Annotated in this window: 9 protein-coding genes; 6 read left to right on the forward strand and 3 right to left on the reverse strand. The window is 65.4% G+C overall.

Annotation, left to right across the window (positions count from 1 at the left end; genetic code table 11):
* Positions 1-26 precede the first annotated feature (26 nt).
* The 3 genes from FHT09_RS06265 to FHT09_RS06275 form a co-directional block, all read right to left on the reverse strand.
* Complete coding sequence (locus FHT09_RS06265) at positions 27-4,121, reverse strand: response regulator (protein ID WP_104604885.1); 4,095 nt, start codon at positions 4,119-4,121, stop codon at positions 27-29.
* Positions 4,122-4,273: 152 nt separating this feature from the next.
* A complete protein-coding gene (locus FHT09_RS06270) occupies positions 4,274-5,578 on the reverse strand; it encodes a DUF445 family protein (protein WP_104604883.1) in 1,305 nt (434 codons plus the stop codon).
* Positions 5,579-6,077: 499 nt separating this feature from the next.
* Positions 6,078-6,935, reverse strand: a complete 858-nt coding sequence (locus FHT09_RS06275) for a plasmid replication/partition related protein (RefSeq protein WP_104604881.1) — start codon at positions 6,933-6,935, stop codon at positions 6,078-6,080.
* Positions 6,936-6,997: 62 nt separating this feature from the next.
* Between FHT09_RS06275 and FHT09_RS06280 the strand changes: the two genes are divergently transcribed.
* The 6 genes from FHT09_RS06280 to FHT09_RS06305 all read left to right on the forward strand — a co-directional run bounded on the left by FHT09_RS06280 (position 6,998) and on the right by FHT09_RS06305 (position 15,100).
* Positions 6,998-7,189 (forward strand): hypothetical protein, encoded by a 192-nt coding sequence (locus FHT09_RS06280; protein WP_181141229.1) that lies wholly within the window; start codon positions 6,998-7,000, stop codon positions 7,187-7,189.
* A 485-nt stretch (positions 7,190-7,674) separates the two neighbouring features.
* Positions 7,675-9,354: an OFA family MFS transporter gene (locus tag FHT09_RS06285; protein WP_104604879.1), complete on the forward strand. Its 1,680-nt coding sequence runs from the start codon at positions 7,675-7,677 to the stop codon at positions 9,352-9,354.
* Between the two features lie 19 nt (positions 9,355-9,373).
* The gene (fdhD, locus tag FHT09_RS06290) at positions 9,374-10,219 is read left to right on the forward strand and encodes a formate dehydrogenase accessory sulfurtransferase FdhD (protein WP_104604877.1); all 846 of its coding nucleotides are present in this window, start codon (positions 9,374-9,376) and stop codon (positions 10,217-10,219) included.
* The gene (locus FHT09_RS06295; protein ID WP_104604875.1) at positions 10,216-12,564 is read left to right on the forward strand and encodes an FdhF/YdeP family oxidoreductase; all 2,349 of its coding nucleotides are present in this window, start codon (positions 10,216-10,218) and stop codon (positions 12,562-12,564) included. Before fdhD ends, FHT09_RS06295 begins: the two co-directional genes overlap by 4 nt.
* The gene (locus tag FHT09_RS06300; protein WP_181126251.1) at positions 12,554-12,832 is read left to right on the forward strand and encodes a hypothetical protein; all 279 of its coding nucleotides are present in this window, start codon (positions 12,554-12,556) and stop codon (positions 12,830-12,832) included. The genes FHT09_RS06295 and FHT09_RS06300 overlap by 11 nt, the downstream gene beginning before the upstream one ends.
* A 975-nt stretch (positions 12,833-13,807) precedes the next feature.
* Positions 13,808-15,100, forward strand: coding sequence for an MFS transporter (locus FHT09_RS06305; RefSeq protein WP_104604873.1), 1,293 nt, complete (start codon positions 13,808-13,810; stop codon positions 15,098-15,100).
* Positions 15,101-15,172: the final 72 nt, after the last annotated feature.

A 15,172-nucleotide genomic window follows, 5' to 3' on the forward strand; every position in this document is an offset into this window, starting at 1 on the left:
TCCTTGCCAACCGACGTCGTGACCGGTCAGCGCAGGTGGGTGGCTTGCCAGTCGCGCAACGTGGCCTCGGCGCGACGGAAGTCGAAATCTTCCACCGCGCGCTGCAGTTCCTCCTGCAGATTGCGCGGCAGACGCGGCGCGCAGATCAGCAGCGCGTGGTCGATCCTGTCGGCATCGTCGCTGCCCAGCGCCGCTTCCAGAATCTGCACGCTGTCCGTGTCCAGCGTGACATCGGCATCGCTTGCGTCTTGGTTGCTGTCGTCGTGTTGCAGGAAGGTGCGGATCGCGGCGGCGGTGCGCTGCATGGTGTCCTTGAGGGCGATCAGCGCCGAGGTGATGTCGTGGCCTTGCTCGATGCGGGTTTCCAGGTCACTGGCGGCACCGGCCAGGCCCGGCAACGCCAGCGAGCCGGCCGCGCCGCGCAACTTGTGCGCCAGCGCACCGATCGCCGGCAGCTCGTTGCGGCGCAGATGCTCGGCTGCGGTCCAGGCCGGGTCGGGGTTGTCGCGCAACAGTTTGAGCAGATAGCGCTCGTACGGTTCGCGCTCGCGCCACAGGCTGCGTGCACGCGCTGCATCCAACATATCCGGGTCGGTGTGGTCCCACTCGGGGCCGCCATGTCCGTCGGTGTCGTGCGGTGGCGATGGAATGCGCCGCGCACCGGGCTGCAGGAAGTGGCCGATAGCGGTGACCAGTTCCTCCACATTGAACGGCTTGGCGATGAAACCGTTCATGCCCGCCTCCAGCGCCTTCTCCTGTTGCGGGCGGAAGGCGCCGGCAGTCAGCGCGATTACCGGCAGGCTGGCCAGCGCCGGAATCTGCCGCAGCCGTCGCGTGGCTTCATAGCCATCGACCACCGGCATCTGCACATCCATCAACACCAGCTGGAACAACTCAGGGGCGCGCCTGAGCGTATTGATGGCCTGCTCGCCATCGTGGGCGACCGTGACCATGGCGCCTTCGCCTTCGAGAATGCGCTGGGCCACTTCGCAGTTGATCTCGCTGTCGTCCACCAGCAGCAGATGCGCGCCTTCCAGTCGACGCGCCACGAACGTGGGCGCGGCGGGGCGTGCGCCGTGGCGTTCGTCGACCAGTTGCTCCACCAGCCGGTGCAACGCCGCACTGGTCACCGGCTTGGTCATGACCGCATCCAGGTCCTGTTGTTCGGGATGCTGTTCGAGCAGGCGACGCTCGTACGCGGTGACCATGACGATCACCGGATGCGGGCCGGGCACGGCGCGCGCGCGGATCTGCCGCGCGATCGCCACGCCGTCGATATCGGGCATGCGCCAGTCGAGCAGGAAGATGTCGTAGGGCTCGCTGGCCTGTTCGATCGCCTGCAAGGCGGCCTGGCCGCTGGCGACCGCGTCCACGCGCCAGCCGAGTTCGGTGGCGATGCGGACCAGGTTGTTGAGCGCCGCATCGTGGTCGTCGGCGATCAACACCCGCGGCATCGCTTCGGGCGGCAATGCCGGCAGGTCGCGCTGGGCCGGCGGCGGGGCCGCCTTTTCCAGCGTCACCACGAAATAGAATTCGCTGCCGCGGCCGGGCACGCTCTCCACTTCCAGCTCGCCGCCCATCAGTTCAATCAGGCGCCGGCTGATGGTCAGGCCCAGGCCGCTGCCGCCGTAACGCCGGCTGGTGGAGGTGTCGGCCTGCAGGAACGGGGAGAAGATCAGACTCTGCTTTTCCTTGGAGATGCCGATGCCGGTATCGCGCACCGAGAACAGCAGCTTGAGCTTGTTCGGATCGCCGCTGGGGAAGCGCCGTACCGAGAGCACCACTTCGCCTTCTTCGGTGAACTTGATCGCGTTGCCGACCAGATTGACCAGCACCTGGTTGATGCGCAGCGCATCGCCGAGCAACCAGCGGCAGTCGCGCGGCAGCGGTTCGACGATCATTTCCACCGGTTTGGTGCTGAGCGAGGAACGCATCAGGTCGGCGATGTTGTCGAACAGTTGATTGAGGTCGAACGGTGCGCGTTCCAGATCGATGCGCCCGGCCTCGATCTTGGAGAAGTCCAGGATGTCGTTGATGATTTCCAGCAACGAGCGCGCGGAGCGGTCGATCTTGGTTACCATGTCCTGCGCGGCACCGGGCAGTTCGCTGCGCTGCAGCAGGTACAGCATGCCCAGGATCGCGTTCATCGGCGTGCGGATCTCATGGCTCATGTTGGCCAGGAAATCGGACTTGGACTGGTTGGCGCTCTTGGCCGCGTCCATCGCCAGACGCAGCTGTTTCTCGTGCAGTTTCTGCTCCGTCAGATCCACCGCCATGCCCAGGTAGCCGATCACCTGATCGTTATCGTCGCGCAGGGTGCTCAGGGTCAGCAGCACCGGCAGGCGGCGGCCTTCCTGGCTGACGTAGGTCCATTCGCTAGTGTCGCTTCGGCCCAGGCTGGTCAGCGCAGCGATCGCCTCCAGGGTGTGCGCCACCGGCGCGCCGGTCTGCTCGGAAAGCAGGTGCGCGCGCTCCTGCAGTTGCTCCGGTTCGATGAACTGGCCGGCCTTGCGGCGGCCGATCACATCGTCGGCCTTGTATCCCAGCAATTTTTCCGCGGCGCGATTGAACAGCGTGACAAATCCGCCGGAGTCGGTGGCGATGATGGCAAAGCCGGCGTGGGCCAGGATCGCCCGATGCAGCGCGGAGAATTTCATCAGTTCGCTGGTGCGTTCGGCGACCTGATGTTCGAGCGATGCATTGAGATCGACGATGCGCTGGTGCGAACGCACCCGCTCGGAGATGTCGCGAAAGAAATGCGAATGCCCGCTCAGGGTGGCGTCGCTTTCGATGATAGGGGCCTTGCTGGCCAGCACATGGACCAGATGCCCATCGCGATGGCGCATGCTCTGGGCCGCCGAGGTGTCGACCGAATGCTGTTCATCGGCGTGCTCGATGTCGGGAATCGCATACGGCTGCGGCGACAGCAGCATCGTCAGGTTCTGGCCGATCGCCTCGTCTGCGCGATAGCCGAACATCGCCTCGGCAGCGGGATTCCAGTGGGTAATGTCCCCGTCCGGGGTTTCGGCCACGATGGCTTCGCTGGAATGGCTGACCAGTGCCGCCAGCTCCATCTGTTTGCGCAGTACTTCCTCGCGGCGTAGTCCGTTGCTGAAATACAGCACCAGCAATGCCGCAAACAGCACCGACACGCCCAGCACCAGACCGCCGATCAGCCACGGCGAGGTTTGGTTGAGCGACGCCAGGAAGCTGGCGGTGGGGTGGGCGGTGATGATCCAGGTGCGGCCGTAGATCTGCAGCTGCTGGATTGCCGGCGGGCGACGCGCGCTGTCGCTGGACGGGGTGCCACTGCGGAAGAAGTTGTGCGTCGGCTCGTTCCTGTCGGACAGATCCAGCGCCACGTCGTCGCGCTCGCCCAAGGTGCTTTCCACCATCTGCTCGACGCTGAAGGGCGCATACACCCACCCGCTGGTTGCGGCCAGGCGCTGTTGCGGTGTCTGTAGCGGCATGCCTTCGCGATAGACCGCCAGCAGCACCAGAAATCCGCTTTCGCTGGGAATGCGATAACCAGACAGCGAGATCGGCGAGGTCATGATCGGCATACCGCTGCGTGCGGCCTGCAGTGCGGCCGCGCGGCGACGTGGTTCGGAGGCGACATCCAGGCCGATCGGACGGTTGCCCGAGGACTCCGGCTCGAAATACAGCACGATGTAGCGCTCGCCGTCCCAGGGTTCCAGCGGCCGACGCTTGATATCCGGTGCGCCGTCGGCGCGGGCGGCCTGCAGGAAGGCCTCTTCGTCGGCACGCGCGACGCGATGGATGTAGCCGTAGCCCAGCACGCCGGGAAACTCGCGCGCGTAATCGCGCGAGCGGCTGTACAAGATGAAGCGATCGCGACTGATGATCTCTTTACCGGCGCCGATCACCGCACCACGCGCGCCGCGCAGCCCGTGTTCGAAGGAATACATGCGCTCGCTGATGTTGCGTGCCAGCGTGCGCACGACATAGCTGAAACGCTGTTCGCGCTCCAGTTCGTTATGCCGGTGCAGCGACAGGCCGGCGGAAATGGCGGCAATCAGGCCTGCGGCGAGAATCAGCAGGGCACCAATCAACGCACGGCGCCCGTATTTTCTGCGCAGATCCCAGCGGCCATTCGGCATTTCTGTTCCTTTGCCTTGCCTGTTGCGTGCCCAGTGTGCTGGCCGACAGCAAGGCCGGCCTCGTGGTGGCGCCTGACGATCATCAGAACGCGTGCAGTTTCCCCGGTGTCTGCACGTGTTTCCGGTGGGCGATCAACGTCATTGCCAATGCATCAGAACGCCAGCCAGATCGATAATGCGTGAAGAGCAAGCCCGATCAGTCCACCTACCAACGTTCCGTTGAACCGAATGTATTGCAGATCGCGTCCAACACCCAATTCCAATTGTTCGACGAGGTGACGTTCGTCCCAACTTTTCATCGTCGATGCAATGTGGTCGGTCACCGATGCGCGCAAGCGCGTGGTGAGTTTGTCGGCAGCCTGCAGCATGTGCTGGTTGAGCGCTTCACGTAGCGAGGGATCCTGCGACAGGGCCTGGCCGAGCGATTGCATGGAGCGCTCCAGGTGCGCAGCCATCGACGATTCCTCACGTGCCAGGTCGTTACGCAACGCATCGCGAATCTCGCCCCACAGACCTTGCACGTAGTCCTGCAAGGCCGGATGTTCGATCGCGCGCTGCTTGAGTTCTTCCACGCGCTCGGCCATTGCCGGCTCGTCGCGCAGACGCGCGATGTAGCGTTGCAGCCATGCTTCATAGTCGAGCCTGATTGGATGCTCGGGCGTCTTGAGGATGTCCTGCAACTCCTCGATCGCCGCACGCGCCATACGGTCGGCCAGGCTGTCGCCGATCTCTTCGATCGGTTTGATCCAGTTCACCGTGCCGACCAGCTTGGGCCACTCCCGCCGCGCATAGCGCACGATCAATGCCGAGGCGCGCGTTTTGACCTGTTCCTGATCCAACCACTGGCCCAGGCGCAACAGCACCTCGTCCAGCAATTTCTGATGCCGGCCATCGGTGGTGAGCAGCGCCATGACATCGCCGACGGTGGCGGCGGCATTCCACTTGCGCAGCCGGTCGACCACGAAGCGCTGGATCGCGCGGCGCACTGCGGCCTCGTCCAGCAGCTCCAGCGCCTGCAGCATCCAGCTGCGCGCCATCTGCGCGAGCATGCGGGCCTGTTCGGGTTTGGCCAGCCATTCGCCCAGGCGGCTGGCCGGGTCGAACACACGCAGTTTTTCCATCAACGCATCGGGTGCGAGGAACTGGTCGCGTACGAAGATCGCCAGGCCATCGGCGAGGCGGTCCTTGCCGCGTGGCAGGATGGCGGTATGCGGAATCGGCAGGCCCATCGGGCGGCGGAACAAGGCCACCACCGCGAACCAGTCGGCTAGTGCGCCGACGGTGGCCGCTTCGCAGAATGCCGAAACCCAGGCCCAGACGCCTTGTTCGCCCATCAGGTGACTGACGACGAAGCCGGCGAACATGGCCAGCAACAGGGCCACCGCCAACAGCTTCATGCGCTGCAGCTGGGCACGACGGGGATCGACGGGACGGGGAGTGCTGACGCTTGGTTCCATCTGCGCAGTGTACCCAGTCACCGGATCAGGGCATGTCCACGGCGGACGTGATGGCCCGGTAGCAGCGCGCCTGAGCGCGACGGGGTTACCGGGACAGCCGCGTCGCGCGCGGGTGCGCTCCTACGAGCGGTTGCAGCGATCGCGGTTGCCGTTGGCGATAGCGGCCGATCGATTCTGTAGGAGCGCGCCTGAGCGCGACGGCGTTACCGGGACAGCCGCGTCGCGCCCGGGTGCGCTCCTACGAGCGGTTGCAGCGATCGCGGTTGCCGTTGGCGATGGCGGCCGATCGATTCTGTAGGAGCGCGCCTGAGCGCGAGGGGGGTTACCGGGACAGCCAGGTCGCGCCCGGGTGCGCTCCTACGAGTGGTTGCAGCGATCGCGGTTGCCGTTGGCGATGGCGGCCGATCGATTCTGTAGGAGCATGCCTGAGCGTGACGGGGTTACCGGGACAGCCGCGTCGCGCCCGGGTACGCTCCTACGGTGATGCACCGTCTGGCACTCAGCCGCGCAGGCGCTCCAGCTGCGATTGCAGCGCGGTCACCTTGGCCTGCAGTGCGGCGTTTTCGTTTTCCAGTTCGCTGACGCGGCGTTGCAGGGCTTTCACATCGCGGCGCTCGGCTTCGCCGCCTTCGGCCTGGTCGGGCTTGGGTTTGCGCTTGGCGTCGCGCACGCGCCTGGCAGCCTGTTTGAGCTCGGCCTTGCCGGCCTGTGCGGCGGCGCGTTGCTCGTCCTCGGATAAGGTGGCCACGGCAGCGGCAGCGCTGATCGAAATCTCGCCGGCCTTGACGGCTTGCACCACTTCCGGGGCGGCCTGTTTGTGGATGCGCTCGATCATCACCACCTGGTTGTTGCTCAGGCGCGCCTCGCGCGCCAGCTCGGCGCGGCTGACCGGAGTGGAGCTCTCTTCCCATGGCGGGCTGTCGCTGTCCATGGCGGCCTGCGCGGGGCCGTGGTCGATGCCGTTGGCCGCCTGGTCATCGTCGGCAAGCGCCGGCGCTTCGGCCGCGGCGTCGGCATCGCGCTGGCTGCGCTGGCGCGCAGCCAGGATCTCGCGCTTGCGCAGCGCCAGCACGCCACGCTGGAAGTCCGACACGCTGCGCCGGCCCAGGTGCTGCTCGATCATCCACAGGTGCACGTCCTGCATCGACTGGAAGCGCGGGTTCTGCACGGTCTGGAACGGCAGGTCGTGCTTCCGGCAGATGCCGTAGCGGTTGTGGCCATCCACCAGCACATCGCCCCACAGCACCAGCGCATCGCGGCAGCCCTCGGCCAGCAGGCTGCGTTCCAGTGCCTCGTGCTCGTCGGGCGTCAGCGGGTCGATGTAGGCCTTGAGTTCTTCTTTGACGACGATGTTCATGCGGCAACTGCGGGGGAAGTGCGGGGCCGGCATTGTAGTGAGCCTGCTGCGGCTTTGCGCGCTTGACCGCGCTGCGCGCGGGCGTTACGCGCGGGCGCCTGTGCGCTCGTCGTCAGGCGGTGCTGCGCAGGATCGTTCTGCGGCCCATGCATGAAGGCATCGTGGATCGCATCGGCCACAGCACCGCACCCATCGGCACCGTGCCACTGGTCAGCTTCTTGGCAGCGGTGATCAAATCGGGCGGTTGGCGGTGAACGGCATCAAGAACGCGTCCAGGTGCGCAGGTGCCTGCAGCGCGTACGCGGCGTTGTGCGGTGGGGGGGCGTGCATGGCGGACCTCGTCGCTGGGGATCATTCGACTGTACGGCCTCGGCGCGTCGGCCCTCGCCCCGGCGAAGTGCGACGGCGACCACGATGTGCGGAGCTGCACATGCCGGTCGGCATGGACTAGTCAATTAGTCGCAGCGTCGGCCGCTAAGCTCTCGAAACGCCTGGTGACGCGTGCGTTGACGGGTTTTTTCGACCGGCTGCGGGGCGCGCCAAAGCATTGCAAAGATTCAGCGATCGCCGATGATGCGCAGAACAGTGCCAGGGACGCCTGGTAGCCGCTGCTGCCCTTATCGCAACACGTCGATCGATCGCAGCCATCAATCGTAGTCGGGACCATGGAGCCTGCTGCGCACAGTCGTCTTGTCAGGCGCGCCGGACACACTTCTTCATACTTCTTTGGGGAACGGGAATGACACAAGAGTCCACCGTTGCGAGCGCCAACGGCGCAGACGCCGGCCTGCTGTCCAAGGAGCGCATCGTTGCGCGTCCGGGCTTCAATCGTTGGTTGGTACCGCCGGCGGCACTGGCGATCCACCTGTGTATCGGCATGGCCTACGGCTTCAGCGTGTTCTGGTTGCCGCTGTCCAAGGCGCTGGGCATCACCGAGGCGATCGCCTGCCCGGCCGACATGGGCCTGTTCGCGCGCATGGTCGCCACCACCTGCGACTGGAAGATCAGCGAGCTGCAGTGGATGTACACGCTGTTCTTCGTGCTGCTGGGCTGCTCGGCGGCGATCTGGGGCGGTTGGCTGGAACGCGCCGGCCCGCGCAAGGCCGGTGTGGTCTCGGCGCTGTGCTGGTGCGGTGGGCTGGTGATTTCGGCGGCCGGCATCCACTTCCACCAGATCTGGATGCTGTGGCTGGGCTCGGGCGTGATCGGCGGCATCGGTCTGGGCCTGGGCTACATTTCGCCGGTGTCGACGCTGATCAAGTGGTTCCCGGACCGTCGCGGCATGGCGACCGGCATGGCGATCATGGGCTTCGGTGGCGGCGCGATGATCGGCAGCCCCCTGGCCGATGCGCTGATGCGCCACTTCGCCACGCCGACCTCGGTGGGCGTACTGGAAACCTTCCTGGTGATGGCGGCGCTGTACTTCGTCTTCATGATGGCTGGCGCGTTCGGCTACCGCGTGCCGCCGAGCGGCTGGGCGCCGGCCGGCTGGACCGCGCCGGTGGCCAGCAACAACGCCATGATCACTGCCCATCACGTGCACGTGAGCAGGGTCTGGGGCATCCCGCAGTTCTGGCTGCTGTGGGGCGTGCTGTGCCTGAACGTGTCGGCCGGTATCGGCGTGATCAGCATGTCCTCGCCGATGCTGCAGGAAGTCTTCGGCGGCCGGTTGATCGGGGTGGAGGTCGGCTTCGGCAGCCTGAATGCGGCGCAGCTGACCAGCATCGCGGCCATTGCGGCAGGCTTTACCGGCCTGCTCAGCCTGTTCAACATCGGCGGCCGCTTCTTCTGGGCCAGCATGTCCGACAGGCTCGGCCGCAAGAACACCTACACGCTGTTCTTCGTGCTGGGCATCTGCCTGTATGCGGCCGCGCCGTCGGCCGGCGGCGTGGGCGGAATCGCGCTGTTCGCCGGCATCTTCTGCATCATCGTGTCGATGTACGGCGGCGGTTTCGCCACCGTTCCGGCGTATCTGGCCGACCTGTTCGGCACCCAGATGGTGGGCGCCATCCACGGCCGCCTGCTGACCGCCTGGGCCACCGCCGGCATTCTTGGTCCGATGGTGGTGGGCTACATGCGTGAGTACCAGCTGGCCCACGGCAGCCCGCCGTCACAGGTCTACAACACCACCATGTACATCCTCGCCGGCATGTTGGTGCTCGGTCTGATCTGCAACCTGTTGGTGCGTCCGGTGGCCGCGCGGCACTTCATGACGCCCGACGAACTGGCGCGCGAGAAGCGACTGGCGCACGAGAAGGCGGACCACGGCGGCAAGGTGGTGCTGCCGCCGGAGCAGATGGAGCGTGTCGGGCATGGCGGCAATCCGGCACTGGTCGCGCTGGCCTGGCTGGCGGTCGGTGTGCCGATGTGCTGGGGCATCTGGGTCACGCTGCAGAAAGCCTCCGTGTTGTTCCACTGAGTTATTCCACTGAGATGAGATGACTACTCCGTCTTCCCGTTCCGTGCGCCCGGGCAGCGTGGTGCGCACGGTTGTCCGCCACCGCGGCGGCCGCAACGCCACGGTGCAGGACTTGGTGGCGGCCGAAATGCCGGTGGCGTTCAACTACAACGGTGTGCCGTTCGCGGTGATGATGGCCACGCCGGAGGACCTGGAGGATTTCGCACTCGGGTTCTCGCTGAGCGAGGGCATCGTCGAGCATCCGCAGGACTTGCGCGTGGTGGCGGTGGAGACGTTTCTGGAAGGCGCCTGGTTGCAGATCGAGATCCCGCCCGACCGGGCCGCTGCACTGGACCGGCGGCGCCGCAATCTGGATGGCCGCAGCGGTTGCGGAGTGTGCGGCAACGAGTCGATCGAGGCCGTGCTGCGTGTGCCGCCCTTGCTGCAGTCGTCGCTGCAGATCGATGTGGCGGCGTTGGCCCGCGCACTGGACGCGCTGCATGCGCAGCAGCCGATCGCCGCGCAGACCGGCGCGGTGCATGCCGCCGGCTGGGCCGACGCACAAGGTGTATTGCGCTATGTGCGCGAAGACGTGGGCCGGCATAACGCGCTCGACAAACTGATCGGCGCCCTGGCGCACGCGCGCGTCGATGCATCGCGAGGGTTTGCAGTGGTGACCAGCCGCGCCAGTTACGAAATGGCCATGAAAGCCGCGCAGGCGCGGATTCCGCTGCTCGCAGCGATATCGGCACCGACCGCGCTGGCAATCAGCCTGGCCGATAGTACGGGACTGACCCTGATCGGGTTTGCCCGCGATCACGATTGTGTCGTTTACAGCCATCCGCAGCGCCTGGACCTGGGCGCCGTCGTGGGAGAGCCCGCATGAGCAAGAAGACCATCCAGCAATACGACAACCCCGCCGGCGGCTGGGGCGCATTGCGCTCGGTCGCCAAGCACCTGATGGAACAGGACATCGCGGTGCAGGGCGCCAAGACCCTGCTGCATGCCAACCAGCCGGACGGTTTCGACTGCCCCGGCTGCGCCTGGCCCGACCGCGATCACACCTCCACCTTCGAGTTTTGCGAGAACGGCGCCAAAGCCGTCGCGGCCGAGTCCACTGCGCGCCGCGCCGGGGTGGAGCTGTTTGCCTCGCACAGCGTCAGCCTGCTGTCGCAGTACAGCGATTACTGGCTGGAAGGGCAGGGCCGTCTGACCCAGCCGATGCGTTACGACGCCGCCACCGATCATTATGTGCCGGTGAGCTGGGACGAGGCGTTTGCGCAGATCGCCGCGCACCTCAACGGGCTGGCGTCGCCGGACGAGGCGATCTTCTACACGTCCGGGCGCACCAGCAACGAAGCGGCGTTTCTGTATCAACTGTTCGTGCGCGAGTTCGGCACCAACAACTTCCCCGACTGCTCCAACATGTGCCATGAGCCGTCCGGCATTGCGCTGCGTTCGCAGATCGGCGTAGGTAAGGGCACGGTGTCGCTGCACGATTTCGAACTGGCCGATGCGATCTTCATCTTCGGTCAGAATCCGGGCACCAATCACCCGCGCATGCTCGGCGAGTTGCGTCAGGCCTCCAAGCGCGGCGCGGCGATCGCGGTATTCAATCCGCTGCGCGAGCGCGGCCTGGAAAAGTTCGCCGACCCGCAGGACAAGCTGGAGATGCTGCACAACGGCTCCACCCGCATCGCCTCGGATTATTTTCAGCTCAAGATCGGCGGCGATCTGGCCGCGGTCAAGGGCATCATCAAGCATGTGCTCGAGCGGGATGCACAGGCCCAGCGCGATGGCACGCCACGCCTGCTGGATCTGGAATTCATCGACGCCCACACCGCCAACTTCGACGCCTTTGCTGCCGAGGTGCACGGCGAATCCTGGGACACCATCGTCGAAGAGTCCGGGCTGGACGAGGCGGCATTGCGCAAGGCCGGCGAACTCTATCTCAACGCCGGGCGCGTGATCGCCTGTTGGGGCATGGGCATCACCCAGCACAAGCATTCGGTGGCCACCATCCACATGATCACCAACCTGCTGTTGCTGCGCGGCCATCTGGGCCGTCCCGGTGCGGGCGTGTGCCCGGTGCGCGGACACAGCAACGTGCAGGGCGACCGTACGATGATGATCTACGAAAAACCGCCGGCCGCCTTCCTGGACAAGTTGCAGACGCTGTTCGGGTTTGCGCCGCCGCGCGAAGACGGTTTCGACACCGTCGGTGCGATCGAGGCGATGCTGGACGGGCGCGGCAAGGTGTTCTTTGCGATGGGCGGCAACTTTGCCGCCGCCACGCCGGATACGGATGCCACGCATCGCGCGCTGCGCAATTGCCAATTGACCGTGCACGTCACCACTAAACTCAATCGCAGCCATCTGGTGCATGGGCGCGCTGCGCTGATCCTGCCGTGCCTGGGCCGTACCGAAATCGACATCCAGCACGCCGGCTCGCAAGGCGTGACGGTGGAAGATTCGATGAGCATGGTGCACCTGTCGGCCGGCATCAACCCGCCGGCCTCGCCGGAGCTGCTGTCCGAACCGGCGATCGTGGCGCGCCTGGCCGAGGCGACGCTGGGTACGCGCAGTGCGATCCGCTGGCGTTGGCTGGTGGGCGATTACGACCGCATTCGCGACCTGATCGCTCAGGTGTTCCCCGATTTTGCCGACTTCAACCAGCGCGTGCGCGTGCCGGGCGGATTCCGCCTGTCCAACACCGCGCGCGATCGGCAATGGGTGACGCCCGAAAAGCGCGCGGTGTTCAAACCGCACGCGGTGCCGACCGACAACCCGATCCATCGCGCACGCCGCAGCCACGCCGGGCAGATGGTGTTTACGCTGGCCACCACACGCTCGCACGATCAATACAACACCACCATCTACGGGTTGGACGACCGCTATCGCGGCGTGTTCGGCGAGCGCCGGGTGCTCTTCATCAATGGTGCGGACATCGCCGCGTTGAACATGAAGCCTGGCGATTGGGTGGATCTGGAGAGTCTGTGCGAGGACGGCGTGCATCGCCAGGCGCGCCGCTTCCTGCTGGTGGACTACAACATTCCGCGCGGCTGTCTGGCGGCGTATTACCCGGAAACCAATGCGTTGGTGCCGCTGTCCAGCTTTGCCGACGAAGCGCGTACGCCGACGTCCAAGTCGATTCCGGTAATCGTGCTGCCGCATCGCGCCGAAACCGCAGATGTGGCGCCGCGCGACATCGGAGCAGTGCTTGTCCGCTGATCCGCAGCTCACCGCGTTGTTGCTTGACACGTTGGCCGATACGCCCGAAGGCGTGTCGCTGGCGCGCCTGTGCAAGCAACTGGGCGTGCGCATGAGTGTGCTGCTGCGCACCCTGGCGTGGCTGGGCAGTGCCAGTCTGGACGGTCAGCCTGGTCCGGGCTGGATCCGGGTGGAAGACCGCGGCGAGCGCCAACTCGCGGTGCTGACGGATGTCGGGCTGGCAGCACATGCGCAACATGCAATGACGCAAACGCCCCAAGGCGACTGATCAACGTGCAGGTGCTTTCCTGCTGCCTGACTTGCACGGCAGGCTGATCGGACGCACTGATCCGAACAACGCACGCCATGTCCTGCTTGCAACCACACATACCGACCATCTCGACGGCTCCTTGCCCGCCCACCGTCGCGGGACCTTACGCGGCATGGATGCCGCGTAAGAGCCTACAGGGACGTACTTGCGGCGTGTCCTGCGATGGTGGGCGGGCAAGAGCCTTGCAGCAAAGCCGCAGACCCGACGCTCTGCAAGCGATCTATCAGCCACTCCAAGACCCGCCGAGCTCTTGAATCGTGGCGCCGTTATGGAGGCAGTCAAACGCTTGAGTCAAAAGCCTGGTTGGTTGGGCGTGCGGTGTCCTCACCGCTTGCGGGACACGCCGTGAATCCGTCCGTGGAGGCTCCTTGGCGGCATCCATGCCGCCAAGGGTCCCGCAACCGGCAAGGACACCGCACCAGAGAGTTGGTCGGCTGTTCTCCTCAAAGCCTATTTCTCGGCTTGCGGTGGGAAGATGAGACGTTTGTAGGTCGCGTGTTGAAAGCCTGCCTGTTGCTCGGCCTGCATCGGGAGCTGATCGGGCGCAACGTGATCCGAACAACGCGTATCCCGCACTGCTCTCAACTGCGCACACCGACCATCTCGACTGGTCCTTGTCCGCCCACCGTCGCGGGACCTTACGCGGCATGGATGCCGCGTAAGAGCCTACAAGGACGTACTTGCGGCGTGTCCTGTAATGGTGGGCGGACTAGGGCTCTGCAACCAAGCCGCAGATCATTCGCTCTACAAATAATCTATCAACACTGTCCGGCGACTCCAAAGCAACCGAGATTCCGAAAGACATGAGGCTGTCACTACCTGCAAAGGCAAGCAGTCACGGTTGTAACTTTTTGCAGGCCGATTGGTCTGCGCAAACCGTTGCTGCAATCTGCCAGAATCGGCCGTCTTGTCTTGTCTGGATACCGATCAACGATGACTGCCGCCGCGCCGCTTGCTGCTCCCATCAATTCGCCTGCGCGCGTGCTGTTCGCCAGTCTGATCGGCACCACCATCGAGTTCTTCGATTTCTATATCTACGCCACCGCTGCGGTGCTGGTGTTCCCTACGCTGTTCTTTCCGGCGGGCGATGGCAGTGCGGCGATGCTGCAGTCGCTGGCGACGTTTGCGGTGGCCTTTGTCGCGCGCCCGGTGGGCTCGGCGGTGTTCGGCCATTTCGGCGACCGGATCGGACGCAAGGCCACCCTGGTGGCCGCGCTGCTGACGATGGGCCTGTCCACCGTGGCGATCGGCTTGCTGCCCAGCTACGCCCAGATCGGCGTGTTCGCCCCTGCGCTGCTGGCGCTGTGCCGCTTTGGCCAGGGCCTGGGCCTGGGCGGCGAGTGGGGCGGAGCCGTGCTGCTTGCCACCGAAAATGCACCGCCCGGCAAGCGCGTGTGGTACGGCATGTTTCCGCAGCTGGGTGCGCCGCTGGGCTTTCTGCTGTCCACCGGCACCTTTCTCGGCATGGGTGCGGTGCTCGACGATGCGCAGTTCATGCAATGGGGCTGGCGGGTGCCGTTTCTGGCCAGCGCGTTGTTGGTGCTGACCGGCTTGTGGGTGCGCTTGAGCATCACCGAGACGCCGGATTTCCAGAAGACCCTGGACCACAAAACGCGTGTGCGCCTGCCCTTGGGCACGGTGATCTCGCAGCACTGGCCGGCGCTGATCATCGGCACGCTGGGCGCGTTCGCCACCTTCGTGCTGTTCTACCTGATGACGGTGTTCGCGCTGGGCTACGGCACCAAGACCTTGGGCTACGACAAGGAGCAGTTCTTGTTGTTGCAGATGGCCGGTATCGTGTTTTTCGCAATCGGTATCCCGCTCTCGGCCAGGTTCGGCGACCGACATGGCGCGCCGCTGGCGATGATGCTGGCCAGTGTTGCGATCGTCGCGTTCGGCTTGGCATTCGCGCCGCTGTTCCAGGCCAATCACCCGCTGCAGGTACTGGCATTTTTGGGGCTGGGATTCTTCTTCATGGGCCTGACCTACGGCCCCTGCGGCACGTTGCTGGCCGAGTTGTATCCCACCGAAGTGCGCTACACCGGCGCCTCGCTGTCGTTCAACCTGGCCAGCATTCTGGGCGCGGCACCGGCGCCGTACGTGGCCACGCAACTGGCCGCGCGCTACGGTGTGCAGGCGGTGGGGCACTACCTGGGCGGTGCGGCGGTGCTGAGCCTGCTGGCGTTGGTAGTGGCCCGCAGATCGCGTCGCCGAACTGGCGTTTGAAGGCGTGCGCGGACCGCGTCATCGCTACGGCAGATCGCGCCCGGGTGCGCTTCCACGAAACTGCCTGCGTCT

The organism is Xanthomonas sp. CFBP 8152 (genome assembly GCF_014199025.1).
Taxonomy (GTDB): Bacteria; Pseudomonadota; Gammaproteobacteria; order Xanthomonadales; family Xanthomonadaceae; genus Xanthomonas; species Xanthomonas arboricola_B.